The 26,556-nt window shown below is 66.6% G+C and carries 24 protein-coding genes and 1 pseudogene; 11 read left to right on the plus strand and 14 right to left on the minus strand.

The annotated features are described in order from the left end of the window. The 3 genes and pseudogenes from AC1DYU_RS13720 to AC1DYU_RS13730 all read left to right on the plus strand — a co-directional run. Positions 1–308 (plus strand): annotated as a pseudogene (locus AC1DYU_RS13720) (hypothetical protein); the annotation flags it as partial. 219 nt (positions 309–527) lie between these two features. Continuing rightward, on the plus strand, positions 528–1,454 hold the full coding sequence (locus AC1DYU_RS13725) for a LysR family transcriptional regulator (protein WP_476792109.1): 927 nt from the start codon (positions 528–530) through the stop codon (positions 1,452–1,454). A gap of 244 nt (positions 1,455–1,698) precedes the next feature. Then, complete coding sequence (locus tag AC1DYU_RS13730; protein WP_476792110.1) at positions 1,699–2,904, plus strand: NAD-dependent formate dehydrogenase; 1,206 nt, start codon at positions 1,699–1,701, stop codon at positions 2,902–2,904. A gap of 74 nt (positions 2,905–2,978) precedes the next feature. Here AC1DYU_RS13730 and gyrB read toward each other — a convergent pair whose 3' ends face one another. From gyrB to AC1DYU_RS13780, 10 genes are all read right to left on the minus strand, one after another. Further along, on the minus strand, positions 2,979–5,402 hold the full coding sequence (gene gyrB / locus AC1DYU_RS13735; RefSeq protein WP_476792111.1) for a DNA topoisomerase (ATP-hydrolyzing) subunit B: 2,424 nt from the start codon (positions 5,400–5,402) through the stop codon (positions 2,979–2,981). A gap of 119 nt (positions 5,403–5,521) precedes the next feature. Continuing rightward, positions 5,522–7,360, minus strand: coding sequence for a DNA helicase RecQ (gene recQ / locus AC1DYU_RS13740; protein ID WP_476792112.1), 1,839 nt, complete (start codon positions 7,358–7,360; stop codon positions 5,522–5,524). A 39-nt stretch (positions 7,361–7,399) separates the two neighbouring features. Then, positions 7,400–7,756, minus strand: coding sequence for a hypothetical protein (locus AC1DYU_RS13745; RefSeq protein ID WP_158482794.1), 357 nt, complete (start codon positions 7,754–7,756; stop codon positions 7,400–7,402). 5 nt (positions 7,757–7,761) lie between these two features. Then, entirely contained in the window at positions 7,762–9,087 is a 1,326-nt protein-coding gene (locus AC1DYU_RS13750; RefSeq protein WP_476792113.1) for a methyl-accepting chemotaxis protein, read from the minus strand. A 71-nt stretch (positions 9,088–9,158) separates the two neighbouring features. Continuing rightward, positions 9,159–10,286 carry a DNA replication/repair protein RecF gene (gene recF, locus AC1DYU_RS13755; RefSeq protein ID WP_476792114.1) on the minus strand — a complete coding sequence of 376 codons (1,128 nt, stop codon included), beginning with the start codon at positions 10,284–10,286 and terminating at the stop codon, positions 9,159–9,161. Between the two features lie 14 nt (positions 10,287–10,300). After that, on the minus strand, positions 10,301–11,416 hold the full coding sequence (gene dnaN / locus AC1DYU_RS13760; RefSeq protein ID WP_476792115.1) for a DNA polymerase III subunit beta: 1,116 nt from the start codon (positions 11,414–11,416) through the stop codon (positions 10,301–10,303). Positions 11,417–11,619: 203 nt separating this feature from the next. Then, complete coding sequence (dnaA, locus tag AC1DYU_RS13765; RefSeq protein WP_476792397.1) at positions 11,620–13,047, minus strand: chromosomal replication initiator protein DnaA; 1,428 nt, start codon at positions 13,045–13,047, stop codon at positions 11,620–11,622. Between the two features lie 892 nt (positions 13,048–13,939). After that, complete coding sequence (gene rpsT, locus AC1DYU_RS13770; RefSeq protein ID WP_054210349.1) at positions 13,940–14,206, minus strand: 30S ribosomal protein S20; 267 nt, start codon at positions 14,204–14,206, stop codon at positions 13,940–13,942. Between the two features lie 203 nt (positions 14,207–14,409). Beyond that, positions 14,410–15,399, minus strand: coding sequence for a threo-3-hydroxy-L-aspartate ammonia-lyase (locus tag AC1DYU_RS13775; RefSeq protein WP_476792398.1), 990 nt, complete (start codon positions 15,397–15,399; stop codon positions 14,410–14,412). Positions 15,400–15,433: 34 nt separating this feature from the next. Next, a complete protein-coding gene (locus AC1DYU_RS13780; protein ID WP_476792116.1) occupies positions 15,434–16,207 on the minus strand; it encodes an enoyl-CoA hydratase in 774 nt (257 codons plus the stop codon). A gap of 150 nt (positions 16,208–16,357) precedes the next feature. Here AC1DYU_RS13780 and AC1DYU_RS13785 point away from each other — a divergent pair, with 150 nt between their 5' ends. Together AC1DYU_RS13785 and AC1DYU_RS13790 are read left to right on the plus strand one after the other, a co-directional pair. Continuing rightward, on the plus strand, positions 16,358–16,717 hold the full coding sequence (locus AC1DYU_RS13785; protein ID WP_476792117.1) for an ArsR/SmtB family transcription factor: 360 nt from the start codon (positions 16,358–16,360) through the stop codon (positions 16,715–16,717). Next, positions 16,693–17,184 carry an SRPBCC family protein gene (locus AC1DYU_RS13790; protein ID WP_476792118.1) on the plus strand — a complete coding sequence of 164 codons (492 nt, stop codon included), beginning with the start codon at positions 16,693–16,695 and terminating at the stop codon, positions 17,182–17,184. Before AC1DYU_RS13785 ends, AC1DYU_RS13790 begins: the two co-directional genes overlap by 25 nt. Positions 17,185–17,335: 151 nt before the next feature. Here AC1DYU_RS13790 and mutM read toward each other — a convergent pair whose 3' ends face one another. Further along, the gene (gene mutM / locus AC1DYU_RS13795) at positions 17,336–18,238 is read right to left on the minus strand and encodes a bifunctional DNA-formamidopyrimidine glycosylase/DNA-(apurinic or apyrimidinic site) lyase (protein WP_476792119.1); all 903 of its coding nucleotides are present in this window, start codon (positions 18,236–18,238) and stop codon (positions 17,336–17,338) included. A 116-nt stretch (positions 18,239–18,354) separates the two neighbouring features. On the opposite strand from mutM, the gene ubiE reads away from it, so the two are divergent. Both ubiE and ubiB read left to right on the plus strand, forming a co-directional pair. Further along, positions 18,355–19,116: a bifunctional demethylmenaquinone methyltransferase/2-methoxy-6-polyprenyl-1,4-benzoquinol methylase UbiE gene (gene ubiE / locus AC1DYU_RS13800; RefSeq protein ID WP_158482787.1), complete on the plus strand. Its 762-nt coding sequence runs from the start codon at positions 18,355–18,357 to the stop codon at positions 19,114–19,116. Positions 19,117–19,219: 103 nt separating this feature from the next. Then, positions 19,220–20,776, plus strand: coding sequence for a 2-polyprenylphenol 6-hydroxylase (gene ubiB, locus AC1DYU_RS13805; protein ID WP_476792120.1), 1,557 nt, complete (start codon positions 19,220–19,222; stop codon positions 20,774–20,776). 120 nt (positions 20,777–20,896) lie between these two features. Here ubiB and AC1DYU_RS13810 read toward each other — a convergent pair whose 3' ends face one another. Genes AC1DYU_RS13810 through AC1DYU_RS13820 form a run of 3 tightly spaced genes read right to left on the minus strand, consistent with a single transcriptional unit; the run spans position 20,897 to position 22,419 of the window. Continuing rightward, positions 20,897–21,328 carry a VOC family protein gene (locus AC1DYU_RS13810; RefSeq protein ID WP_476792121.1) on the minus strand — a complete coding sequence of 144 codons (432 nt, stop codon included), beginning with the start codon at positions 21,326–21,328 and terminating at the stop codon, positions 20,897–20,899. Positions 21,329–21,357: 29 nt separating this feature from the next. Further along, entirely contained in the window at positions 21,358–21,840 is a 483-nt protein-coding gene (locus AC1DYU_RS13815; protein WP_476792122.1) for a DUF1579 domain-containing protein, read from the minus strand. A 39-nt stretch (positions 21,841–21,879) separates the two neighbouring features. Continuing rightward, a complete protein-coding gene (locus AC1DYU_RS13820) occupies positions 21,880–22,419 on the minus strand; it encodes an SRPBCC family protein (protein ID WP_476792123.1) in 540 nt (179 codons plus the stop codon). A gap of 184 nt (positions 22,420–22,603) precedes the next feature. On the opposite strand from AC1DYU_RS13820, the gene AC1DYU_RS13825 reads away from it, so the two are divergent. The 4 genes from AC1DYU_RS13825 to AC1DYU_RS13840 all read left to right on the plus strand — a co-directional run bounded on the left by AC1DYU_RS13825 (position 22,604) and on the right by AC1DYU_RS13840 (position 26,503). Continuing rightward, positions 22,604–24,055 (plus strand): AMP nucleosidase, encoded by a 1,452-nt coding sequence (locus AC1DYU_RS13825; protein ID WP_476792124.1) that lies wholly within the window; start codon positions 22,604–22,606, stop codon positions 24,053–24,055. Between the two features lie 197 nt (positions 24,056–24,252). Next, positions 24,253–25,548 carry a phosphopantothenoylcysteine decarboxylase domain-containing protein gene (locus AC1DYU_RS13830; protein WP_476792399.1) on the plus strand — a complete coding sequence of 432 codons (1,296 nt, stop codon included), beginning with the start codon at positions 24,253–24,255 and terminating at the stop codon, positions 25,546–25,548. Next, on the plus strand, positions 25,545–26,054 hold the full coding sequence (gene dut, locus AC1DYU_RS13835) for a dUTP diphosphatase (protein ID WP_476792125.1): 510 nt from the start codon (positions 25,545–25,547) through the stop codon (positions 26,052–26,054). Before AC1DYU_RS13830 ends, dut begins: the two co-directional genes overlap by 4 nt. Further along, on the plus strand, positions 26,051–26,503 hold the full coding sequence (locus AC1DYU_RS13840; RefSeq protein ID WP_476792126.1) for an RrF2 family transcriptional regulator: 453 nt from the start codon (positions 26,051–26,053) through the stop codon (positions 26,501–26,503). Before dut ends, AC1DYU_RS13840 begins: the two co-directional genes overlap by 4 nt. Positions 26,504–26,556 lie beyond the last annotated feature (53 nt).

Consider the following 26,556-nt stretch of genomic DNA (forward strand, 5'->3'; position numbering starts at 1 on the left):
AGGCCGGCGACCAGCTGAGCCAGATCCTCGGCCATTCCCGCAAGGTCGCCGCCACCATCGCCGACATCTCCTCGGCCGCCGGCGAGCAGGCCAACGGCATCGACGAGATGAGCCAGGCGGTGGCCCATCTCGACGAGATGACCCAGCAGAACGCGGCCCTCTCCGAGCAGAGCGCGGCGTCGGCCGCCTCGCTCTCCTCCCGCATCGGACAGCTCAACGACCTCGTCGCAGCCTTCAAGACCGGGCAGGAGGGCGCGGGGACCGCGGCGACCTATCAGCCGCACGGCAGCCACCGCCGCGCTGCGTGATCCAAACGAGGCGACCTGAGGGCCCAGGCACGGCGAGCGGCCCGGCATCGGTCACACCGGAGCGGTGGTCGAGGCGACCGGGTGGTCCGTGTTCAGCGGCGCGCGACGCCCAGCCGCTTGCGCGAGCTCATATCCGGATTCCTTCGCCGCCTCGTCAACAACGGCCGCGTCGTTTGCCGTCGTGATCTGGTACTAGCGATCGATGGGAAGGTAGGCTCGATGCTCATTCGCCAGCTGTCCTATTTCGTCGCCCTCGCCCGCGAGCGCCATTTCGCCCGCGCCGCCGAGGCCTGCAACATCGCTCAGCCGACGCTGTCGACCGCGATCCGCCGCCTTGAGGAGGATCTGGGTGCTAGACTGGTCGTCAGGAGCCACAAATTCGTCGGCCTGACGCCGGAAGGCGAAAAACTGCTCTCCTGGGGCCGGCTGATCCTGGCCGACTACGCCAGTCTGCGCGAGGATCTGACCGGGCTGCGGCGCGGACTCACCGGCACGTTGCGGTTGGGCGTCATTCCTGCCGCGATGCCGTCCATCGCGTTCCTGACGGCCCGTTTCGCCGCAGCGCATCCGGCTGCGAAGATCGAGATTCTGTCGATGACATCGCGCGCGATCGAACGGGGGCTGGAGGCCTTCGAGATCGATGGCGGGATGACCTATCTCGACAATGAGCCCATCGAGCATGTTCGGCGGCTGCCGCTCTACCGCGAGCATTTCGTCTTCGTCGTCCACCGGACACACCCCTGCGCGGGGCGGATCTCACTGACATGGAAGGAGGCCGCGGCCGAGCGGCTCTGCCTGCTCAGCGAGGACATGCAAAACCGGCGGATCATCAATCAACTGGCCTCTTCGATCGGTATCGCGATCAACCCGACCGTTGTCAGCAATTCCTTCCTGGCCGTGTGTTCGCATCTGCGTCAGGGCGAGTGGGCGAGCATCGTCCCGCACACCTTCCTCTATATTTTCGGCGGCGCTGCTGATCTCGTTGCGCTCGATCTCGTCGAACCGGCCCATAATCAGGCGGTTGGGCTCGTCCTGTCGGATCGTGAACCGTCCTCACCCATGGCCGAGGCGCTGATCAACAGTGTCGCTGACATCGATTTCGAGCGCGAGTTGAGCGCTGCGATCGGGCCTTCATCATCGGCATAAGCTATCAACCCTTCCAAAACTTTCATTGGATTTGACCCGTCGAAAGCACGAGCATCGTAGATGTTCGATGCAGGCCATACATGAAGAATAGCTTGCAAGCAGTCGAACGGGGAAACGCCGAGCAGCAATATTCGATCGCGTCGCCGATTTTCTGACCCCGGTGATTTCGATCTTGGTTCGATAGCAACGGCCATCATCTGGTGGTCGAGCGTTTTCCCTTGCCTCATGCTCAAGGGAGTTCGATATGGCAAAGGTCGTTTGTGTTCTTTACGATGATCCGATCGATGGATTCCCGCAAACCTATGCGCGGGACGATCTGCCGAAGATCGATCGCTATCCCGGCGGCCAGACGCTGCCGACCCCCAAGGCGATCGATTTCCAGCCCGGCACGCTGCTCGGCAGCGTCTCGGGCGAACTCGGCCTGCGCAGATACCTCGAAGGACTCGGCCATACGCTCGTCGTAACGTCCGACAAGGACGGCCCCGATTCCGTGCTGGAGCGCGAACTCCACGATGCCGAGATCGTCATATCCCAACCGTTCTGGCCGGCCTATCTCACCGCCGAACGCATCGCCAAGGCGCCGAAGCTGAAGCTTGCGCTGACCGCCGGCATCGGCTCCGACCATGTCGATCTGCAAGCCGCGATCGATCGCGGCGTCACGGTCGCCGAGGTGACCTATTGCAACTCGATCAGCGTCGCCGAGCACGTCGTCATGATGATCCTGGGGCTCGTGCGCAACTACATTCCCTCCCATCAATGGGTGGTCAAGGGCGGCTGGAACATCGCCGACTGCGTGACGCGTTCCTATGATGTCGAGGGCATGCATGTCGGCACCGTCGCCGCCGGCCGCATCGGTCTTGCCGTGCTGCGCCGCCTGAAACCCTTCGACATGCACCTGCACTATTACGACCGGCATCGCCTGCCGGCGGAGGTCGAGAGGGAGCTGAACCTGCACTGGCACCCGACAGTCGAGGACATGATCAAGGTCTGCGACGTGGTCACGCTCAACTGCCCGCTCCATCCGGAGACGGAGCACATGATCGACGAGCCGATGCTCAAGCTGTTCAAGCGTGGCGCCTATCTCGTGAACACGGCGCGCGGCAAGCTCTGTGACCGGGACGCCATCGCCCGCGCGCTCGAATCCGGCCAGCTCGCGGGTTATGCCGGCGACGTCTGGTTCCCGCAGCCGGCGCCAAAGGACCATCCCTGGCGGACGATGCCGCATCACGGCATGACGCCGCATATCTCCGGCACCTCGCTCTCGGCCCAGACACGCTATGCCGCCGGCGTGCGCGAGATCCTCGAATGCTGGTTCGAGAAGCGCCCGATCCGCGACGAATATCTGATCGTCGATGGCGGCAGGCTGGCTGGCGCGGGCGCCCATTCCTACAGCGCCGGCAACGCCACGACCGGCTCCGAAGAAGCGGCGAAGTTCAGGAAGGCGGGTTGAGGGGAGCGATATCGGCGGCGGCGCTCACGCGGCGCCGCCGAAGCATTCTCGAATACGGGCTTGTGGACGGCCGCTCAGGTATCGACGGTCGCGTTCAGCGCATTGCTCTGGATGAATTCGCGGCGCGGCTCGACCACGTCGCCCATCAGCTTGACGAAGAGATCGTCGGCCTCGTCGTTCTGGTCGTTCTTGACGCGCAGCAGCGAGCGGACGTCGCGGTCGAGCGTGGTTTCCCAGAGCTGGTCCGGGTTCATTTCGCCGAGACCTTTGTAGCGCTGCAGCGAGACGCCCTTCTTGCCGATGGCGGTCACGGCGTCGAACAAATCGGTCGGGCCGTTGACGGCCTGGTCGTCGCCCTTGCGGCTGAGCACGCCGGGTTTCGAATAGGCCTCCTGCAGCGAGACCGCCGCCGCATCGAGCTTGCGGGCCTCGGCGCTGGCGAGCAGGCCTGAATCGACGGCCGCGACCTGCTTCACGCCGCGCACCATGCGCGAGAACAGGAAGCCGCCCTCGCTCGCCTTGCCTTCCCAGCCGCGCTCGAGCTCGTCCGAGATCGCATCGAGGCGCGCGGCGACCTTGGCCGCGGCCTCGTTGGCCTGCTGTTCATTTTCCTCGGAAACAGGCCGGAGCGCACCCGCGATCGCCATCTGCTCGACGACGCGGCGGTCATAGCGCGAATGGAGCTGCCCGAGCGTGAAGCGGATGCCGCGCGCCTCCTCGATCAGGGCGCGCAGGTCCGAGCCGCCGCGCTCGACGCCGCCATTGGTCTTGAAGACGGCGCCGTCCAGCGCGGTCTCGACGAGGTAGTCCTCGAGCGCGCGCTCGTCCTTCAGGTAGACATGGCTCTTGCCGCGCGCCGCCTTGTAGAGCGGCGGCTGCGCGATGAAGAGATGGCCGCGCTCGATCACCTCCGGCATCTGCCGGTAGAAGAAGGTCAGCAGCAGGGTGCGGATATGGGAGCCGTCCACGTCCGCGTCGGTCATGATGATGATCTTGTGGTAGCGCAGCTTCTCGATATTGAACTCCTCGCGGCCGATGCCGGCGCCGAGCGCCGTGATCAGCGTACCGACCTGTTCGGAGGACAGCATCTTGTCAAAGCGCGCCCGCTCGACGTTGAGGATCTTGCCGCGCAGTGGCAGGACGGCCTGATATTCGCGGGCGCGGCCCTGCTTGGCGGAGCCGCCGGCCGAGTCACCCTCGACGATGAAGAGCTCGGATTTGGCTGGATCCCTCTCCTGGCAATCGGCGAGCTTGCCCGGCAGCGAGGCGATGTCGAGCGCGCCCTTGCGGCGGGTGAGGTCGCGGGCCTTGCGGGCGGCCTCGCGGGCGGCGGCTGCCTCCGCGACCTTGCCGACGATCGTCTTGGCCTCGTTCGGATGTTCCTCGAGCCAGGTCGAGAGCGCTTGGTTGACGACGTTCTCCACGACCGGACGGACCTCGGAAGAGACCAGCTTGTCCTTGGTCTGCGAGGAGAATTTCGGGTCGGGAACCTTCACCGAGACGATCGCGGTCAGGCCCTCGCGGCAATCGTCGCCGGTCAGCGAGACCTTCTCCTTCTTCGAGATGCCCGAGCTTTCGGCATAGCCGGTGACCTGGCGCGTCAGCGCCGCGCGGAAGCCGGCGAGATGGGTGCCGCCATCGCGCTGCGGGATGTTGTTGGTGAAGCAGAGCACGTTCTCGTGGTAGCTGTCGTTCCACCACAGCGCGACGTCGACGGTGATGCCGTCCTTCTCGTTGGAGAGCATGATCGGCTGGCTGATAACCGGCGTCTTGGCGCGGTCGAGATAGCGCACGAAGGCCTCGACGCCGCCCTCATACATCAGCTCCTCGCGCACCACCTCGGCACGGCGAGCGTCGGTCAGCACGATGCGCACACCGGAATTGAGGAAGGCGAGTTCGCGCAGGCGATGTTCGAGCGTCTTGTAGTCGAACTCGATCATCGTGAACGTCTCTTGGGACGGGGTGAAGGTCACCTCCGTGCCGCGCTTGTCCCCGGCCGGGCCGACGACGGCGAGCGGAGCGACCGCATCGCCATGGCGGAACTCCATGAAATGCTCGTTGCCGCCGCGCCAGATGCGCAGCTTCAGCGAGACCGATAGCGCGTTCACCACCGAGACGCCGACGCCGTGCAGGCCGCCGGAGACCTTGTAGGAATTCTGGTCGAACTTACCGCCGGCATGGAGCTGGGTCATGATGACCTCGGCTGCCGAGATGCCCTCTTCGGTGTGGATATTGGTGGGGATACCGCGGCCATTGTCGGTCACGGTGACCGAACCCTCGGCATTCAGCGTCACGGTGACGAGATCGGCATGGCCGGCAAGCGCCTCGTCGATGGCGTTGTCGACCACCTCATAGACCATGTGGTGCAGGCCGGAGCCGTCGTCGGTATCGCCGATATACATGCCGGGGCGCTTGCGCACCGCATCCAGGCCTTTGAGAACCTTGATGGAATCGGCGCCATAGGCAGCGTCTTCAAGGTCGCGGGCAGCATCGTTCATGGGAAGGTCCTTCGGCAGGCGCGCAGGCGCCCGCGATCGTCTTGATTCGTATCACGAATATAGGGGGTGAAGACGGCTTTTTCACGCGCCTACGCGTGCGTGCGCGTGGAGTGGGCAAATCAGCCGGAAAAACCCGCGATCGCCTCCAAGAAGGTCTCGCCATATTGGGTGAGCTTGCGCTCGCCGACACCCTCGATCGCGCGCATCTCTTCCAGCCCTGCCGGCCGGGCGCGGGCCATCGCGATCAGGGTGCGGTCGGTGAAGATGATATAGGCGGCGACACCCTCCTCCCGGGCGAGCGACAGACGCAACTGGCGCAGATGCTCGAACAGGCCGGCGGTGCCCTCGTCGAGACCGTCGGCGCGCGCGGCCTCGCGTCCGGCGCGGCGCGTGCGGCGGTCGGCATAGGGGTCGGCGCGCAGCGCGATGGCCTCGCGGCCGAACAGGATGTCCTCGCCCTTCTCCGTCAGGCAGAAGCCGCCATGCTCGGTGCTGGCCTCGGCGAGCGCGCCGGCGGCGAAGAGCTTGCGGGTCAGCGCGGTCCAGGCGCTCTTGGGTTTGTCCTGGCCGACGCCGAAGGTCTTCAGCCCATCATGGTTCTGGCGGCGGATCGCGTCGGTTGCCGTGCCGGTCAGGATGTCGGCGAGATGGGCGGCGCCGAAGCGCTGGCCCGAGCGCGCCACGGCCGAGAGCAGCTTGCGGGCGTCGAGCGTCGCATCGGCCAGTTCCGGCGCATCCGTGCCGCAGAGATCGCAGCGGATCGGCGCGTTGCCGTGGACACAGCTTTGCGTCTCCTCGCCGAAATAGGCCAGCAGCGCGCTGCGACGGCAGAGCGCGGATTCGCAGAGATCGATCATCGCGTTGAGGCGCTTGTGCTCGATGCGGCGGCGTTCGTCGTCGATCGCCTTCTCGTCGATCTGGCGGCGGCGCAGCGACATGTCGTCGATGCCGTAGAGCGTCAGCGTATCCGCATTCAGCCCGTCGCGGCCGGCGCGGCCGATCTCCTGGTAGTAGCTCTCGATCGAGCCGGGCATGTCGGCATGGACGACGAAGCGGACATCGGGCTTGTTGATGCCCATGCCGAAGGCGATGGTGGCGCAGACGACGACGCCGTCCTCCTGCAGGAAGATGTCCTGATTGCGGTTGCGGACGCTTTGATCGAGCCCGGCATGATAGGCCAGCGCGTTCCAGCCCTTCTCGCGCAGGCCGTCGGCGAGCTTCTCGGTGCGGTTGCGCGAGGAGCAGTAGACGATACCCGAGCCGCCGCGATGGCTGCGCAGGAACTCGTCGATCTGGCGCCGCGGCTGGTCCTTCGGCGCGAAGGCGAGCTTCAGGTTCGGCCGATCGAAGGAATGCACCACCAAGTGTGGCGGCTTCGGGAACAGCTGCTGGGCGATGTCGTCGCGCGTCTGGCGGTCGGCGGTCGCGGTCAGCGCCGTCACCGGCACGCCGCCCAGGGCTTCCCGCGTCTTGGCCAGCAGGCGGTATTCGGGGCGGAAATCATGGCCCCATTGCGAGACGCAATGGGCCTCGTCGATGGCAAGCCGCGTCACGCCGAGACGGCGCAGGCGTGAAACCAGCCCGTCGCCCGCCAGCCGCTCCGGCGAGACGAAGAGCAGGCGCAGATCGCCCGAATTCAGCCTGTCCCAGGCCTCGGTGGCCTCGGCCTCGCTGTTCATCGAGTTGAGCGAGGCGGCGGCGACGCCGGCCCGCGTCAACTGCCCGACCTGATCGCGCATCAGGGCGATCAGCGGCGAGACCACCAGCGTCAGCCCACCCGCGACGAGTGCCGGCAGCTGGTAGCACATCGACTTGCCCGAGCCGGTCGGCATCACCGCGAAGACGTCCTGCCCGCGCAGCGCGGCCTCGATCACCTCCCACTGGCCGGGGCGGAAATCATCATAGCCGAAGACGGATTTGAGGATCGCGCGGGCGTCTGATTCGAAGGGCTGCGGCATGGATGAGGGTTTGCCCGAGGTGGGCGCCGATGGAAAGCCTCAGCCCAGCGCGGCCACCGCATGAAGCACCGCAGCCAGGGCAAAGATCGCCGTGATCGCACGCGAGGCGAACGGGCGCAGATCGAACCAGACGAATTGCAACGCCAGCCGCAGCAGCCAGAACAGCGCCCCCGCGAGTGGCAGCAGCCAGGAACCGGCGCCAGTGTTGAGAGACTGCCAGATCAGCGCCGCTCCATAGGCGCAAAAGACGAAGGCGAGCATCGCATTGAGCGTCTGGGTGATCGCGGCATTGAGGCGCCCTGCCGGAGCCAAGCGGCCCGGCCAGTCGAACAGGCGCCAGAATGCGAGATGAAACAGCGCGAAGGCGAGATCGAGCCCTCCCGCGGCGACGAGCATGAGGCTCAGCCTGCGTCCCGCAGGACGCTGCGATGCCTCTCGGTGCGCGCCTGCGCGACCTCGCCCAGGAACGTGGCGATCGAGCGCTCCAGATCCTGGGCCAGGCGGGAGGTCGCCTTGATGCGTTCATCGGTCTGCCGGGCGAGGTCGGCGGCTTCTCCAGCGAGCCCTTCGACCAATGCGGCATGGCGCGCGATTTCATCGACACCGAGGGAGGAGGTCTCGGCCTGGGCCGCCACCGCCTCGATCCTCTCATGCTGGCCCTCGGCCGATTGGGCCACGAGCCGGGCGCTGGCCTGCATCGCTTGCATGGTGCTGCCGAGCTGCACGACCGCGCCGTCGATGGCGAGGCTCGCGCTCACCACCTCGTCGATGCCGTGGCGGATCGTTTCGATGGCGCTGTTCGTCGCCGTTGCCAGCGATTTGACCTCGGCGGCCACCACGGCGAAGCCGCGCCCGGCCTCGCCGGCCCGTGCAGCCTCGATGGTGGCATTGAGCGCGAGCAGATTGGTCTGCGCCGCGAGGTTACGGATCAGCTCGACGACATTGCCGATCCGCCCATTGGCCTGACGCAGCATGGCGACGTTGCTGGCGATGGCCTCGCAGCCGGCGCCGGCCTCGTCCGCCGCCCGGCTGGACTGCGCCGTCTCGACCGTGATCTCGGCGCAGGACGCACCAAAGGCACGGGTGGCGGAGACGATCTCGGCCACGGAGGCCGCGACCTGCTCGGGCCTGCGCTGGGTTTCGGCGACGGCAGACAGTGTTTCGCTGGCCTTTGCCGACAGCTCGCTCGAGAAGCCGGAAATATCGCCCATGCTCACCTCGATCGCGGAGATGCGCTCGGCGATGCCGTTTCGGAAAGCCTGTTCGACCAGTCCGATCCGTTCGGCCGTCTGCAGGTCGATCGCCTCGTCGAAACGGGCGATGGAGTAGGAGATATCCGTCAGCATCAGCTTGCAGAAGACGCGCAGCGCCTCGTCGATCGGCCCCCAGCGCCGCTTCCAGCGCGAGACGATCACCGCCGAAAAGTTGGAAAAATCCTCCAGAAAGAACAGCGGGTAGTCGGCGAGCGCGATGTCGTTGCGGTTCGCGCGCGCGACGATGCGCCGCTTGGCGGCGACGTAGCGCTCATCGAACTGCAGGCTGAAGAGCAGGCGGTACTTTGCCTGCTCGTCGCCATGAAGCTGACGATCCTGGTTGAGTTTGTCGCGACCGAAGGTCGAACTGTAGAGCTTTTCGATCGAGGAATCGAAATGCGGCGTCAGCAGCGCGAGCAGACGGCTCGCGACCTCTTTCTCCGACGTCGAGAACATGTTCGGGGACGGCTGCATGGCTGAAGAAACTGGCACGGAATGGTTAACCGGTGATCAACCATGACGCCACGGCAGCGGCCAAGGACATTTCAATCGAGGCTTTCGACCTGTCCCGTCCTGACCGCCAGCCTCTGCGAGCCCTGCGGGAGCTCGGAAAACAGTGCCGGATCCGCACCCGTCATCCAGACCTGACAGCCCAGCGCCGTCAGCCCCTCATAGAGCGCCGCACGCCGGCGCGGATCGAGATGGGCGGCGATCTCGTCGAGCAGGACGAGTGGGCTCAGGCCGCTCATGGCCGCGACCAGCCTGGCATGGGCGAGGACGAGACCGATCAGCAAGGCTTTCTGCTCGCCGGTCGAGCCTTGGCCTGCCGGAATGCCCTTGGGGCCGTGGCGGACCTCGAGGTCCGAGGCCTGCGGGCCGGTCAGGGTCCGGCCTGCCGCGCGGTCGCGGGCGCGGCCCTGGCGCAGCAGCGCCCGGTAGCCGTCCTCGGCGTCGAGCGCCGCGCCGCGTGAGACGAGAAGGTCGATCTCGCCGGACAGCGCGATGCCGGCATGGGGGAAGGGTGAGGCCTCGTCCCGCGTCTCGGCGATGATCGCCGACAAACGCGCGACCGTCTCGGCTCGTGCGGCCGCCACCGCGACGCCAAGTTCGGCGATTTCGCGTTCGATCGCGTCGAGCCACTGAATCTGGCCGGGATTCTCCTCGAGAATGCGGTTGCGCGAGCGTAGCGCCCGCTCCAGCGCGTTCGAGCGCGCCGCATGGGCGGGGTCGACCGCCAGGACCAGCCGGTCGAGGAAACGGCGGCGGTCGCCGGCCGCGCCGCGAAACAGGCCGTCGAGATCCGGCGTCAGCCAGACGACGCGCAGGTGCTCGCTGAAGGCGAGCGCCGAGCCGGCAGGGGCGCCGTCGATCCGGGTCAGCCTTGCCCGCTTGCCCTCGGCATCGGCAGGACCCAGCCCGACGCCGAGCCGCGAACCGTCTTCGCCGAGCGTGATCGATGCGGCGAAGGCGCCGTCGCCATCCTGACGGGCCATGTCGGCGAGATCGGCCCGGCGCAGGCCGCGACCGGGCGAGAACAGCGAGAGCGCTTCGAGGATATTGGTCTTGCCGGCCCCGTTCTCACCGATCAGCGCAATGACGTGGCCCCCGATCGTCAGATCGAGGGCCTTGTAGGAACGGAAATCCTGGAGGATCAGGCGCGCGACGGCGGCCATGGCAGCAAAGCTGCCTAGACGCGCATCGGCATCAGCACATAGAGCGCCGACGCCCCCTCGCGATCCTGGATCACGGTCGGCGAGCCGGGATCGGCGAGCTTGAGCAAGGCCGTGTCGCCATCGAGTTGGGCGGCGATATCCATCAGATAGCGGGCGTTGAAGCCGATATCGAGCGGGCTCGCATCGTAATCGACCTCGATCTCCTCGGTCGCCGAGCCGGAATCGGGATTGGTCACCGAGAGCGTCATCCGGCCATCGGCCATGGAGAGCTTCACGGCCCTGCCGCGCTCGGAGGAAATCGTCGAGACGCGGTCGACGGAGGCCGCAAAATCTCCCCTGTCGACCGTCAGGCGCTTGTCGTTGCCGGAGGGGATGACGCGCTGATAATCGGGGAAGGTGCCGTCGATCAGCTTCGAGGTCAGCACCACATCGGCGGTGGCGACGCGGATCTTGGTGGCGGAGAGTTCGATCGTGACCTCGCTCTCGCCATCCTCGAGCAGCTTCTGGATTTCGGAGACGGCCTTGCGCGGCACGATGACGCCGGGCATGCCGACGGCACCCCGCGGTGCAGCCGTATCGACGCGGGCCAGGCGGTGTCCGTCGGTCGCAACAGCGCGCAGGACCGGGCGCCCGTCGACGTCGATGGTGTGGAGATAGATGCCGTTGAGGTAGTAGCGCGTCTCCTCGGTCGAGATCGCGAACTGGGTCTTATCGATCAGGCGCTTGAACTCGCCCGATGGCAGCGAGAAGCGATGCGCCATCTCGCCGGCGGTGATGTCGGGGAAATCACTCTCCGGCAGGGTCTGGAGCTGGAAGCGCGAGCGGCCCGAGCGCAGCACGAGCCCGGTCTCGCCGGTGGTCTCGAGCGAAACCTGGGCGCCGTCGGGCAGCTTGCGCACGATGTCGTAGAGCGTATGGGCCGGCACCGTGGTCGCGCCGGGCTCGGCGACATCCGCCGCGACCGTCTCGACCACCTCGATGTCGAGGTCGGTCGCCTTCAGCTTCAGGCCGGCTTCGGTGCCGCTGAGCAGGAGGTTCGACAGGATCGGAATGGTGTTGCGGCGCTCGACCACGCGATGCACATGGCCCAGCGACTTCAGCAGGGTGGAACGTTCGACAGTGACCTTCATCGCGTTTTAGTCTTCTGGCGTGCTGGCGCCCGCAGCGAGTGCGCGGGCGGCGGAATGGCCCGCGACATTGCCGGAGCCCGGCGGCAGGCGCAAGGGCAGCGGCCGCTTCAGCCCACAGTCAAAGATCGCACGGCCAAATGTCGCACGGCCGAGAAGCGTCGCCCACCTACCGGGGGCGGCGCCAGGACCGCTACGACGGGCGCTCACTCCTGCAGCATGCGCTTCAGCAGATCGACCTCGTCATGCAGCGAGCGATCCTCGGTGATCGCCTTCTCGATCTTGCGGACGGCGTGGAGGACCGTGGTGTGGTCACGCCCGCCGAAGCGCCTGCCGATCTCGGGCAGGGAGCGTGGCGTCAGCGCCTTGGAGAGATACATCGCGATCTGGCGCGGCTTGACCACGGCGGCGGTGCGGCGCTCCGAGAGGATGTCGGCGCGGCTGACATTGTAGCGGGTCGCGACCAGCTTCTGGATGTCCTCGATCTTGACCCGGCGCGGCTCGCGGGTGCGCACCAGATCGCGGATCGCAGCCTCCGCCGTCTCCAGCGAGACCGGCTGGCCCGACAGCGTCGCATGGGCGAGCAGGCGGTTGGCGGCGCCGTCCAGATCGCGGCCATTGGTGGCGACGACGCGGGCGACATAGGACACCACATCGGGATTGACGTGGAAGTTCGGATGGGCGGCGTGCAGCGTCTCCAGCCGGTTCGCCAGGATCTTGGCCCGCAGCGCCTCGTCGAGATCGCCGACCTCGACCACGAGCCCGCCGCCGAGACGCGAGCGGATGCGCTCGTCCAGGGCTTCGAGATCATTGGCGAGCCGGTCGCCGGCGACGACAATCTGCTTGCCGGCATCGATCAGCGCGTTGATCGTGTGGCCGAACTCCTGCTGGATCGACTTGCCCTGGATGAACTGGACGTCATCGACGACGAGCAGGTCGATGCCGCGCAGCTTCTCCTTGAAGGCGAGAGCCGTCTGCGACTTCAGCGCGGCGACGAAGCCGTACATGAAGCGATCCGCGGTGAAATAGGCGACGCGCTTGCCCTGGCTGCGCGCCTCCTGGGCGATCGCCTGGAGCAGATGCGTTTTGCCCAGCCCGACGCCGGCATGAATGTAGAGCGGGTTGTAGGGCGCGGTGCCGGCCGGTGCCGCCGCGATGCGCTCGGCCGCGGCAAAGGCGAGCTGGTTCGACTTGCCGACGATGAAGGCCTGGAAGTTCATCCGGCGGTCGAGCAGCGTGCCGCAGGCATCGACCAGATCACGCTCGCAGGGCTCGGCCCGGAGGCCAGCCTGGACGGGCCTGGGCTCGGCGGGGGCGGCGGTCGCCGGGCGGCTACGCAGGGCGACGATCTCGGCCGGGGGCTGCTGGGACATGTCGCGGGAAACCTGGCGCACCGACAGCATGATGCCGTTGAGGCCGGGCAGCTCGGCCATGCAGTTGACCCGCAGCCGCTCGGCATAATGGGCCTCGAGCCAGCTCTTCAGGAAGCGGGTCGGCACGGTGAGATAGGCGACGCCATCGACGATGGCGCCGAGCTCGACGCGGGCGAACCAGCTCGAGAACACGTCCTCGCCAAGCTCAGCCCGCAGACGCCGCCGCACGCGGTCCCAGGCTTCCGCCGGAGAGGCCTGCATCGCCACCGGCACAGGATCCAAATCGGCCGGCCGCGATTCCACCAGCGCTGCCACCATCGACGCCGACGCAACCTCTACCGCTTCGCCCATTTGCTGCCGCTCGAACATCATTTGCCCCATTTCTTCGAAAATTCACGCGCCTGGCCACGACGGCCACGAAGTGGCCGCCGGACCGGTGCTGTTCTGTCCGGTCAAAGGAGAAGGGTTCCCGCGAGCGTGACCGCCCGCCGGTTCCCCGATCCGATATGATCGATTAGGCTTGAATGGCTCGTCGTAGGACGAAGCCGCACTTCATCTCAGCTTATCAAGACAAAGAGCCGCATCCTCCAACCTCCAGGTCGCGAGCCAAAAACCGATAATCTTGTGGAAACGCCGGGTGGCCATCGCTGTCCGACCGGCGTTGAAAAAGACCTTACAGGGCGCTCTCGAAGGGCTGCAATATCCCCTTCGTCCGGCTCCCCGGAGTCACCCCTTGCAGGGGGCTTCGTGACCTACCGGCAGCCGGCTCTCAATTGCCTGTGGGACTTAAGATTTTCTTTACCAGGCCGATGCAGCAAGGGACCCGAATCTTTTTTTTCGGGCGGGCCGGCGCGGTGCCCCTGAGTCGCCATGATTCCCGGAGGAGAAATCCTTTGCCCGCTAAACTCATGAAAAATAAGCGCTTTCACTGCGCGGTCCCGGCCGTCCAAATGGCCTATTTGCGACCTTGAAAGGCTCCCGGGAGTCAAGTCCCTAAAGCTTCGGAAACGTTACGGAATCGTGCTCTCCGACGCTCCCATTTGATGATCGGGGGAGTGTTGCAGAAGCGCAACGAGCCGGCTTGCAGACAGCAAAAAGCCCGGCGCGAGGCCGGGCTTTTTCAAACCATCATTTGATGTGTCGCAGGCGGCGATCAGGAGGCGAGAGCGCCGATCCGATGCGCCAGGCGCGAGACCTTCCGCGAGGCGGTGTTCTTGTGAACGATGCCCTTCTGGGCCGCGCGCATGATCTCGGGCTGGGCGGCCTTCAAGGCGTCGGCGGCGGCGCCCTTGTCGCCGGAGGCGATCGCCTCCTCGACCTTGCGGAGGAAGGTGCGCATCCGCGAACGGCGCGCCTTGTTGACCTCGGTGCGGCGCTCGATCTTGCGCGTCGCCTTTTTGGCCGACGTCGTATTGGCCATCGGATACGTCCTCGTCTGCTTCATCGCGTTCGGGCGCCTGGCGAATTGCCTGGCGGGGTCCGACCGCTACCGTGATGGAAATGCGTGAGCGCCGACCGATGCTTTCGCGGGCCGTCGCGAGTTGGTGGCGTATAGTCGCAAGCTCAGTTCCCGTCAACGCAGAATTGCCGCGTCGACGCAGAATTGCATCATACTCGGCTGTTTCAGCCCGAAGGGGCCAGGAAGCGGGCATAGCTCGCCAGATCGACATTGCCGCCACTGATGATGACGCCGACGCGCTTGCCTTCGACGGGGACCGCGCCGGTGAAGGCCGCTGCGGCCGCGAGGCAGCCCGTCGGCTCGACAACGAGCTTCATCCGCTCGGCGAAGAAGCGCATCGCCGCGACCAGGGCGTCGTCGCTGACCGTGACGATGTCTTCGACCAGAGCCTGGATGATCGGGAAGGTGTAGTCGCCGAGGAAGGGCGTCTGGGCGCCGTCCGCGATGGTCTTGGGCACGGCGATCTTGACGATCTTGCCCGAGCGCAGCGATTGCTGGCCGTCATTTCCCGCTTCCGGCTCGACGCCGAAGACGCGGCAGCTCGGGTTCAGCGCCTTGGCCGCCAGCGCGCAGCCCGCCAGAAGCCCGCCGCCGCCGAGGCAGACCAGCAGGATGTCGAGCGGGCCCGCATCCTCGATCAACTCTTTGGCGACCGTGCCCTGGCCGGCGATGACGTCGGGATGGTCGTAAGGCGGGATCAGCGAGAGGCCGCGCGTCTGCGCAAGCTCGGTGCCGATCGCAAGCCGGTCCTGACTGTAGCGATCATAGGTGATGATCTCGGCGCCATAGCCGCGCGTCGCCGCCACCTTCGCCGCAGGCGCATCCAGCGGCATGATGATGGTCGTGGGCACGCCGAGCAGCCGGCCGGCATAGGCGATGGCCTGGGCATGGTTGCCGGAGGAGAAGGTGACGACGCCGGCCTTCTTCTGCTGGGCTGAGAGCGCCGCGATGGCATTGTAGCCGCCGCGGAACTTGAAGGCGCCCATGCGCTGCAGGTTCTCGGGCTTGAAGACCAGGTTGGCGCCGGTGCGCTCATTGGCGGTGCGCGAGGTCAGGGCCGGCGTGTGGTGGGCCACGCCTTTGATGCGCCCGGCTGCCGTCTCGACATCGGCATAAACAGGCAGCGTGAGCCCCTCGGGGCTCTTGATCGTCATGGTCATTGCAGATCTCTCATGTCGGACGGGCTTGTCAGCTGTTCTTGAAGTCGGGCTTCCGCTTCTCAGCGAAGGCGGCCATGCCCTCCTTCTGGTCCTGCGTCGCAAACAGCGAGGAGAACAGGCGGCGCTCGAAGCGCACGCCTTCGGCCAGCGTGACCTCGAAGGCGCGGTTGACCGTCTCCTTCGCCATCAGCACCGAAGGCAGCGACTTCGCCGCGATGGCGTCGGCCGCCTTCATCACCTCGGCCATCAGATCGGCAAGCGGGACGATGCGGGCCACCAGCCCGGCGCGTTCGGCTTCGTTGACGTCCATCATCCGGCCGGTGAGGCAGAGATCCATCGCCTTGGCCTTGCCGATCGCCCGGGTCAGACGCTGCGTGCCGCCGGCGCCGGGGATGACGCCGAGATTGATCTCGGGCTGGCCGAACTTGGCGTTATCGGCGGCGATGATGAAATCGCACATCATGGCGAGTTCGCAGCCGCCACCGAGCGCGAAGCCCGCGACGCCTGCGATAATCGGCTTGCGGCGCTGACTGACGCGGTCCCACTCGGCGAATTTGTCGTCGAGATAGGTCTCGGGGTAGGTCCGGGACTGCATTTCCTTGATGTCGGCGCCAGCGGCGAAAGCCTTCTCCGACCCGGTCAGGACGATGCAACCGATGGCCGGATCCCTCTCGAATTCGTCCAGCGCGGTGTTGATCTCGGCGATGAGCTGGCCGTTGAGCGCATTCAGCGCCTGCGGCCGGTTCAGCGTGATGACGCCGACCTTGCCCTTCGTCTCGACGAGAATGGTCTCATAAGCCATGGCGGCCTCCCGGATGATCTCTTCCGGCAGAGCTTTAGCGGGGCGGCGGGCGGCGGTCCATGCGCGCCCGCGCAAGGCGGCATGGGAGCCGCGTGACATAGGCCAATAGTTAGCTCTTGAGATAAGTGTTGGCATCTGATACTTAGCTTTATGGATCAGTTTTCCGAAGAGCTCAGCGACCTCTTCCAGGCGCTCGCCGACCCGACACGCCGCGCGGTGCTCGGACAGCTCGCCCGCGCGCCGGCCAGCATCGGCGAGTTGGCCCGGCCCTTCGACATGGCCCTGCCCTCCTTCATGAAACATATCCGCCTGCTTGAGGGCAGCGGCCTGATCCGCACGCAGAAGACCGGGCGCGTGCGCCATTGCAGCATCGAGCCGCAGCGTTTCGCCACCATCGAGACCTGGCTCTCGCAGCAGCGGGCCATCTGGGAAGGCCGGGCCGACCGGCTGGAGCAATTCGTCATCACCATGCAGGACACATCACCATGCCCCTCTCGCCCGTCATCATGACCCCATCGCCCGATCTCGATCTAACGATGTCGCGCATTATCAAAGCGCCCCGCGCCGCCGTCTGGGCCGCATGGACCGATCCCAGGCGCTTCGAGCAATGGTGGATTCCCGCACCCGCCACATGCCGGGTCGCGGCGATGGATTTGCGAGCGGGCGGCGCCTTCGAGACGCTGATGAGCGAGGGCGGCAGCGCCTTTTCTCCCCATCTCGACGCCTGCTTTCTGGCGGTTGATCCGGCTGAACGCATCGTTTTCACCAACATGCTGGTCGGCGGCTGGCGCCCTGCGCCGCGCGGCTTCATCACCGCCGTGATCACGCTGAAGGATCATCCGCTCGGAACCGAGTACGGGGCGTATGTCATGCACAAGGACGGCGCCGACCGGGCCAAGCATGAGGAACTCGGCTTCCATGACGGCTGGGGCACGGTGGCGGCACAGCTCGCGGCTCTCGTCGAGCGGCAGGCCTGACGGCAACGGCCCCGGCAGGTCGGCCGGATCGGCCGGCCGTTCCATCAGAAAGATCGAGGGCTTGCCTGCATCAGCCGGCCGGCCCTGAGCGAGATCGACGACGACTCAAAGCCCCAATTCCCGGAGCAGCCAAAGCGTTAAGGGGCTCAGCTCAGCCGCGTCCGACCGCGCGCGGCTGGCAGCTCTCGCAATAGAAGGTCGAGCGGCCGGACTGGACCAGCCGCTTCACCATCATGCCGCAACCCGGCGCCGTGCAAGGCTCGCCCTCGCGGTCATAGACCCTGAAACGGTGCTGGAAATAACCGAGCGAGCCGTCGGCATGGGCGAAGTCGCGCAGCGTCGAGCCGCCAGACAGGATCGCCTCCTCCAGCACCTCCCGGATGATCCGCGCCAGTTCATGCGCGACGCGACGCGGCCGGCCGGTCGGTGTCGCGATCGAGCCCGCTTCGGCTTCCGGGTGGAGCCCCGCCCGGAACAGCGCCTCGCAGACATAGATATTGCCCAGGCCTGCCACGAGCCGCTGATCGAGGAGGGCGGCCTTCAGCGGGGCGAACTTGCCCGCAAACAGCCTGGCCAGCGTCTCGCCCGAGAGTTCGTTGCCGAGCGGCTCGATGCCCATGCCGGCGAAGTGCCGGGATGTGGCGAGATCGGCGCGCGGGACGAGGTCCATGAAGCCGAAGCGGCGGACGTCGTTGTAGGTGATGCGGGCGCCAGACCCCATGTGGAAGACGACATGGTCGTGGATCAGGTGGCGGCCGATCTCGTTGTAATAGGCTCCGGGCTCGACAGGCGGCGTGCCGGGCGCCTCGACAACGAAACGCCCGCTCATGCCCAGATGCATGATCAGCGCCTGCCCGTCGTCGAGATCGGCGATGAGGTATTTCGCGCGGCGCGACAGGGCCTCGATGCGCCGCCCGGTCAGGCGCTCGACGAAGCGATCGGGCAGGGCAAAGCGCAGATCGGGCCGGTTCTGCTCGATACGGGCGAAGACCTGCCTCAGCATGGCGGGCTCCAGCCCGCGCCGGACGGTTTCGACCTCGGGAAGCTCGGGCATCAGAAACGACCTTCGTAAAGCCTTGCGTCGAAAGGGCCCGCGACAAGCCCCGCTGGTTTGGCTATGCATCGCCACAGGCGAAAACAAGACAGATTTTGCACAAGGCCAGCCTGATCGTGACAGCAGCCCCCGACACCACCCATTTCGGCTTCGAGACCGTGCCGCTCAGCGAGAAGCAGGCCAAGGTCGACGATGTCTTCCACAAAGTCGCGGGTCGATACGACCTGATGAACGATTTGATGTCGGCGGGCCTCCATCGGGCCTGGAAGAGCGCGCTCCTGACCGCGGTCAATCCGGCCAAGGACCGTCCCTTTCACCATCTCGACGTCGCGGGTGGCACCGGCGACGTGGGGTTTTCGGTGCTGGAAGCCGGCGGGCCGCAGACCGACGTCACGGTGCTCGACATCAATGCCGAGATGCTCAGCGTCGGCCGCGACCGCGCCGCCAAGCGCTTTCCCGATGACGACCGGATTCGTTTCGTCCAGGGCAATGCCGAGGAACTCGGCCTGCCCGACAACCAGTTCGACGCCTATACGATCGCGTTTGGCATCAGGAACGTGCCGCGCATCGACAAGGCGCTGGCGGAAGCCTATCGCGTGCTCAAGCGCGGCGGGCGCTTCCTGTGTCTCGAATTCAGCCATGTCGATGTGCCGCTGCTGGACAAGGTCTATGAGGCCTATTCCTTCAACGTCATCCCGCCGATGGGCCGGATGGTGACGGGCGAGGCCGAGCCCTACCAGTACCTCGTCGAATCGATCCGGAAGTTCCCGCGCCCGCAGGCTTTCGCGGGCATGATCGAGGCCGCCGGCTTCCGCCGCGCCAAATACACGCCGATGACCGGCGGGGTCGTGGCGCTGCATTCGGGCTGGAAGCTGTGATCGTGGGCGTCGCGTCGTGCTCGGGCTCGACCCGAGCATCTCGGAAACCAGCGCCCTCCGGTCATGAGATGGTCGGGTCAAGCCCGACCATGACGATCGCCGCATGATCTCCTCGCTGTTCCATCTCGCGCGTACCGCCCGCGTCGGCTTCGTGCTGGCCCGGGAAGGCGCGTTGGCGCTGGTCGATCCGTCCGTATTGCCGCCACTGGCGCGCGGGCTGATCCGGCTCGGGCGGCTGATCGAACGGCGCGGCGCCGGCACCTCGGCGACGCGGCTTGCGGCTGCGCTGACGCGGCTGGGACCGTCCTATGTCAAGTTCGGCCAGTTCCTGGCGACGCGGCCCGATGTCGTCGGCATGAAGATCGCGTCGGATCTCTCGGCCCTGCAGGACCGGATGCCGCCCTTCCCGACAGCGCAAGCCCGCGCCATCGTCGAGGCGGCGCATGGGCAACCGCTCGCGGCCATCTTCCCCGAATTCAGCGAGCCGGTCGCGGCAGCCTCGATCGCGCAGGTGCATCGCGCCCGGCTCGCGGACGGCCGCGAGGTCGCGGTCAAGATCCTGCGGCCCGGCATCCGCGACCGCTTTCATCGCGATCTCGGTGCGATGCGCTTTGGCGCCGAACTGGCCGAAAGCCGCTCGGCCGAGGCCCGCCGGCTGCGCATGAGCGGCGTGGTCGAGACGCTGGCGCGCTCCGTCACCATGGAGATGGATCTGCGGTTGGAAGCCGCTGCGCTCTCCGAATTCGCCGAGAACACCAAGGACGACGCCGATTTCCGGGTGCCGCAGCCCGACTGGCAGCTGACCGCGCGCGAAATGCTGGTCGATGAATGGATCGACGGCGTCCGGCTGTCCGACATCGACGGGCTGCGCGCCGCCGGCCATGATTTGCCGGAACTCGGGCGCAACGTCATCCAGTCCTTCCTGAAACATGCGATCCGCGACGGCTTCTTCCATGCCGACATGCATCCGGGAAACCTGTTCGTTGATGCACAAGGGCGGCTGGTTGCGGTCGATGGCGGCATCATGGGCCGGCTCGGCCTGAAGGAGCGGCGCTTCCTCGCCGAAATCCTGCTCGGCTTCATCACGCGCGATTACCGCCGCGTCGCCCAGGTGCATTTCGAGGCCGGCTATGTGCCGGGTCATCACGACGTCGCCGATTTCGCCCAGGCGATCCGTGCCGTCGGCGAGCCGATCCACGACAAGAGCGCCGACCAGATCTCGATGGCCAAGGTGCTGACGCTGTTGTTCGAGATCACCGGCATGTTCGACATGGCGACCCGCACCGAACTCGTCATGCTGCAGAAGACCATGGTGGTGGTCGAGGGCGTCGCGCGCACGCTCGACCCGCATCTCGACATGTGGACGACGGCGGAGCCGGTGGTGCGCGACTGGATCGCCCGCAATCTCGGCCCACTGGGGCGAGTCGAGGAGGCGGGGCGGGGCGCGCAATCCCTGTTCGGCAGCCTTGTCCGCTTGCCGGAGACGCTCAGCCGGGCCGAACGCGTGCTCGGCCAGCTCGAGGACGCCTCGCGCCACGGCTTTTCGCTCGACGAGCGCAGCGTCGCCGCGATTGGCCGGGCCGAAGCCCAGCGCAACCGCTGGGGCACTTACGCGCTCTGGGTGATCGCGGGGCTGATTGCCTGGGCGGTGCTGGGCTGAGACACCTCCACCGTCATGCTCGCCCTTGTGGCGAGCATCCACGTCTTGGCCACAGTGCTCGATGGTCGAAGACGTGGATGGTCGGGACAAGCCCGACCATGACGAAAAATGGTAGGCGGCTCAGCCGCAATTGGCCTGGTCCGCGGGCATGTCGGCGCCGACCATCCAGCTCGTGCCGAAGCGGTCGCGCAGCATGCCGAAGCGCGGCGACCAGAAGGTCTCGGCCATCGGCATCATGATCGTCGCGCCTTCCGCCAGGCCGGCGAAGATGCGCTCAGCCTCGGCGACCTCGGGCACATTGACCGAGACGGAGACGCTGCGCATCGGGCCGTCGCTACGCTCGGGCGGCGCGTCCGAGGCCATCAGCAGCTGGCCCTCGATCTCCAGGCAGGCATGCAGGATCTTGTCCTTCCATGCCTCCGGCACATGCTCCTCGGCCGGCGTGCCCCTGTGGTCCATCATCGCCGCCAGATTGCCGCCGAGCACGGTCTGGTAGAGCGTGAAGGCCTCGCGGCAATTGCCGTCGAACATCAGATAGGTGGAGAGCTTCATCGTCATATCCCTCTGCTTTCCGACAATGGTCAGGCCTTGCGGCGGTAATGCGCGGTCATGAACTCGGTCCAGCCGCCATTTCCGTCGGGGGTATAGGAAGACAGGATGCGGTGGTCGGGGCTGACGATGGTGACGACGTCGCGATAGGGCGCGAGCGTGCCGTCGCCTGCCATGCTCGGCCCCGCGCTGTCGAGAGTCAGGACCTTGCCGCTGTCGTCGAGCGTGCCGTCATAGAGCCAGAGATGCGTCATCATCGAACCGATGAAGCTGCCGACGAAGCGGCCTTTTGCCGGATCGAAGCCGAGCGTGATCAGCGTCTTGCCGGTCGTGCCGTCGGGCATCTCGCCCTCGCCTTCGCCGAGCGTCCACATTCCGCCGAGCGAGCGGACGCTCTCCTTGCCCTTCGATTTCTGCCGGGGCTGGTCGGGGCCCATCGCGCAGTCCATCTCCGAAGTCCATTCGCCGACGAGCTGGTGCAGCCAGTCGTGTTCCTTCTGCGGCTTTGCAAACATAGGCTTCTCCTCCTTGGTTGTGGTTCTTCCGAAAGAGCCTCAGACCGGGCGTTCTGCAGCGGCTTTCATCGCCGCAAGCCCGGCCTCGAAATCGCCGCCGACCATGCGGTCCATGTTCATGAAGACATGGATGATCTTGCCGAAGAACGGCGTCGGCCCGGTCATGGTCCAGACGACAGTCGTCATCTGTCCCTGAGGCTGCAGGACGAAGACGGCATCGTTATGAGCCTCGAAGGGCGCGATGAAATCGAGCTTGAGCGCAATTTTGGAAGGCGCCGCCTCGACGATTTCCATGCTGCCGCGCCCGACATTCTTGTCGCCCTCCCAGGCGTAGCGCGCGCCGACCCCGCTTTCTGCACCGCTGAAGCTGCGCTTCATGGCGAGGTCCTTCTTCTCCCAGGGCGACCAGGTGCCCCAGGCCTTGAAGTCGGCGATCAGCGGCTGGATGCGCTCCGGCGGCGCGTTGACCGCGATGGAACGCTGGACCTGGAAGGTGTCGGGCTTCATCGCGGCGAGGATCAGCACGATGGCGACCGCGACGACGACGAGGGCAACAAGGCCGAGCAGAATGGTTTTCATGACGGCGGTGTCCTTCACCCGAAGCGCCTTCGTGCCCTGTCGGGCAGGCACATTAGTTAACTTATTGGTTTAGTAAAAGAAGGTCGATCTGGAGTCAACCCGCTCCCGCTGTCAGAGGCTGGCAGTTGTCATCCAGCGTGCGGCCCGGCTAAAGCTCGACCGAACGATGAGGACGAGTTCGCCCATGACGTTCGAGACAGCCGCCACCCCAGCCGCCGCCGTCGACAGGCTCGAGGCGCTCTATGCGGAAGCAAGGGCGGCGCTGCGCGATGATCTGCAGCGCTTCTTCGAGACGGGGCAGGCGCCGACCGCCGAGGAACGGGCGCGCTATCGCTACCCGCTGCTGCGCGTCACCTACGAGCCCTCGAAACTGCCTGCCGCGACACGGCGCGGCTATGCCAAATTCGCGGCTCCGGGCGTCTATTCGACCACGGTGACGCAGCCGGCCGAATTCCGAAGCTATCTGCTCGATCAACTCCAGCCACTGGTCGAGGAGTATGGCGCGACGATTGAGACCGGGATCAGCTCGCAGGAAATCCCCTATCCCTATGCGCTGGACGGCGGCGACGAGCTCGGGCGCGGCAAGGTCACGGCTGCGGAACTGGCGCGGCATTTTCCGACGCCGCTGCTCTCGCTGGTCGGCGACGAGATCGCCGACGGCACCTTCGACATCGTCGAGGGCGAGCCGCGTCCGCTCTCGCTGTTCGATGCGGTGCGCGTGGATTATTCGCTGCGCCGGCTGGTGCATTACACCGGCACCGACTGGCGCGCCGTGCAGCCCTGGGTGCTGCTGACCAATTACCACCGCTATGTCGACCAGTTCGTGCGGCTGGCGCTCGCCGAGATCGAGGCCGGCACGGCGCTGGCGCTGGTCACGCCGGGCGGGGTCCGGATCGAGCGCGACGGCGATGTCAGCGCCGCCGAGCGGGTGATGTCGTCGCCCTGGCACCGCTTCCAGATGCCGGCCTATCACCTGATCCGCGAGAACGGCGAGGGCGTCACGCTGGTCAATATCGGCGTCGGTCCCTCCAACGCCAAGAACATCACCGACCATCTCGCGGTATTGCGGCCCAATTGCTGGCTGATGGTCGGCCATTGCGGCGGCCTGCGCCAAACACAGATCATCGGCGATTATGTGCTCGCCCATGCCTATCTCCGCCAGGACGGCATTCTCGACGAATTGGTGCCGCCCGATATCCCGATTCCAGCGCTGGCCGAGGTGCAGGTCGCGCTGCAGGAGGCTGCCGCCGAGGTCACCGGCGAGAGGGGCGACAAGCTGAAGAACCGCCTGCGCACCGGCACGGTGGTGACGCAGGACGACCGCAACTGGGAGCTGCGCTGGACCAAGGAGCGCCGCCGGATCAACCTGTCGCGCGCCATCGCGGTCGACATGGAGTCGGGCACCATCGCCGCGCAGGGCTACAGGCTGCGGGTGCCCTATGGCACGCTGCTCTGCGTCTCTGACAAGCCGCTGCATGGCGAGATCAAGCTGCCGGGTGCGGCCAATGCCTTCTACGAGCGTGCCGTCAGCGAGCATCTCAAGATCGGGCTCGCGGCGCTGGAGAAGCTGAAGGAGGCGGGATCGACGATCCATTCGCGCAAGCTCAGGAGCTTCGACGAGCCGCCGTTCCGGTGAGGGAAGGGGCGCGGGAACCCCTCTCCTGTAAGGAGAGGGGTAGGGGTGGGGTGTCGGCCCCTGGCCCAGTTGAGCAAAATCGTCACCGCAGCGGCGGTTGGGGCACGGCCGCAGCGTCCAACGGCCGACCCCTCCCCCGACCCTCTCCCTCCGGGAGAGGGTTCCCCGCGCCCCACACCCAATGCTACGACACCAGCATCCCAAGGCCCAGGAGCCCCGCCTTGTCTGCCTCCCGCTCCATCCTCCTGATCATCGGCGGCGGCATTGCCGCCTATAAGTGCCTCGAACTGATCCGCCGGCTGAAGGATCGCGGCATCACATCGCGCTGTATCCTGACCAAGGCCGGGGCGGAGTTCGTCACGCCGCTCGCCGTCTCGTCGCTGGCGGGCGAGCGCTGCTTCAGCGATCTGTTCTCGCTGACCGACGAGGCCGATATCGGCCATATCGCGCTGTCGCGCTCGACCGATCTTTTGGTCGTGGCGCCCGCCACCGCCGATCTGATCGCCAAGATGGCGACGGGGCTGGCCAATGACCTCGCCTCGACGGCCCTGCTCGCCACCGATAAGCGCGTGCTGATCGCGCCGGCGATGAATCCGCGCATGTGGCAGCATCCGGCGACGCGGCGGAACATGGCGCAACTCGAGAAGGACGGGGTGCTCGTCGTCGGACCCAATTCCGGCGCGATGGCCGAGCGCGGCGAGAGCGGACCGGGCCGCATGGCCGAACCGGCTGAGATCCTGGCCGCAATCGAGTTGGCCCTGGCCGGCGAGGCGCCGGGCCAGCGCGCGATCGGATTCCTCGGCCGGTTGCCCGGCGGCGCCAACCCACAGGGACCGCTCGCCGGCCAGCATGTGCTGGTGACCTCGGGACCGACGCATGAGGCGATCGACCCCGTGCGCTACATCGCCAACCGTTCCTCCGGCAAGCAGGGCCATGCCATTGCCGCAGCCGCAGCCGCAGCCGGCGCGCGGGTGACGCTGGTCTCCGGCCCCGTCACGATTGCCGATCCCGACGGCGTCGAGACGATCCGTGTCGAATCCGCCCGCGAGATGCTGGCGGCTGTCGAGGCGGCGCTGCCGGCTGACATCGCGATCTTCTCGGCCGCCGTCGCCGATTGGCGCGTGGCCGATGAGGCGCCCGAGAAGATGAAGAAGGACAGCAACGGCCTGCCGCCGCTCGCCCTCATCGAGAATCCCGACATTCTGGCCACCGTCGCGCATCGGCAAAGCGGCCGGCCCAGCCTGGTCGTCGGCTTTGCGGCGGAAACGGAGAATGTCATCGCCTATGCGCAGGCGAAGCTGGCGAAGAAGGGCTGCGATTTGATCGTCGCCAATGACGTCGGCGGCACCGGGGTGATGGGCGGGGACGCCAATACCGTGCATCTGGTGACGCGGGACGGCCTCGAGAGCTGGCCGACGCTGGCCAAGCAGGAGGTCGCGACCCGCCTCGTCGCCCATATCGCGCGGCTTGCCGCCATGCGGGCGGGGACGTGAGCGGCATGGTCAGCGTCGCTTTCCTGCGCCTGCCACATGGCGGCGATCTGCCGCTGCCGGCCTATGAGAGCGCCGGCGCGGCCGGCATGGATCTGCGCGCCGCGCTCAGCGAAGGCGAGGCGCTGGAGCTCGCGCCCGGTGCGCGGGCGCTTGTGCCGACCGGGCTCGCCCTGCAGTTGCCGGACGGTTTCGAGGCGCAGGTGCGGCCGCGTTCCGGGCTTGCCGCCAAGCATGGCGTCACGGTGCTGAACGCGCCGGGCACGATCGACAGCGATTATCGCGGCGAGGTGAAGACCATCCTGATCAATCATGGGCAAGCGCCCTTCACCATCCACCATGGCGACCGGATCGCGCAACTCGTGATCGCGCCGGTGACGCGGGTGACGCCGGTCGAGGTCGCAGTGCTCGACCAGACCGGGCGCGGCGCGGGCGGCTTCGGTTCGACCGGCGTTTCGGATGCGGCGAAGGGCCATGGCGACATGGCGCCGAAGGGAGCCGTCGCGTGATCCTGCTATCCCGCCGCAGCCAGCTCGCGATTGCAGCGGTGGTCGACATCGCCCTGCATGCGCGGCCCTCGCCGGTCGCGGCCAAGCATCTCGCGGCACGGCACGATCTGCCGCCGCGCCATCTCGAAACGCTGCTGCAGGCGCTGGTCAGGGTCGGCATCCTCAAGGGCGTGCGTGGCCCGCGCGGCGGCTACGAACTCGCCCGCGAGCGGCGCAGGATCACCGCCGGCGACATCGCACGCGCCGCGATGCAGGAAGCCGGCGATGACGGGCTCGGGCCGACGCCGCATTCGCGCCTGGTCGACGACGTGATCGGGCCGGAGGTGATGCGCGCCTCGCAGGCCTTTCTAACAGTGCTGGACGGCGTCACCGTCGAGGAGCTCTGTCGCCGCGCGCAGGATGAGGCCGTCTTTGGCGCGGCGGCCGGCGACGGAGATTTCACGATATAAAACGTGGATTATAGCATTCATCGACAGGCTGTGTGAATTGAGATAGCTTGAAT

The organism is Allobosea sp. P2_B12 (assembly GCF_056404835.1).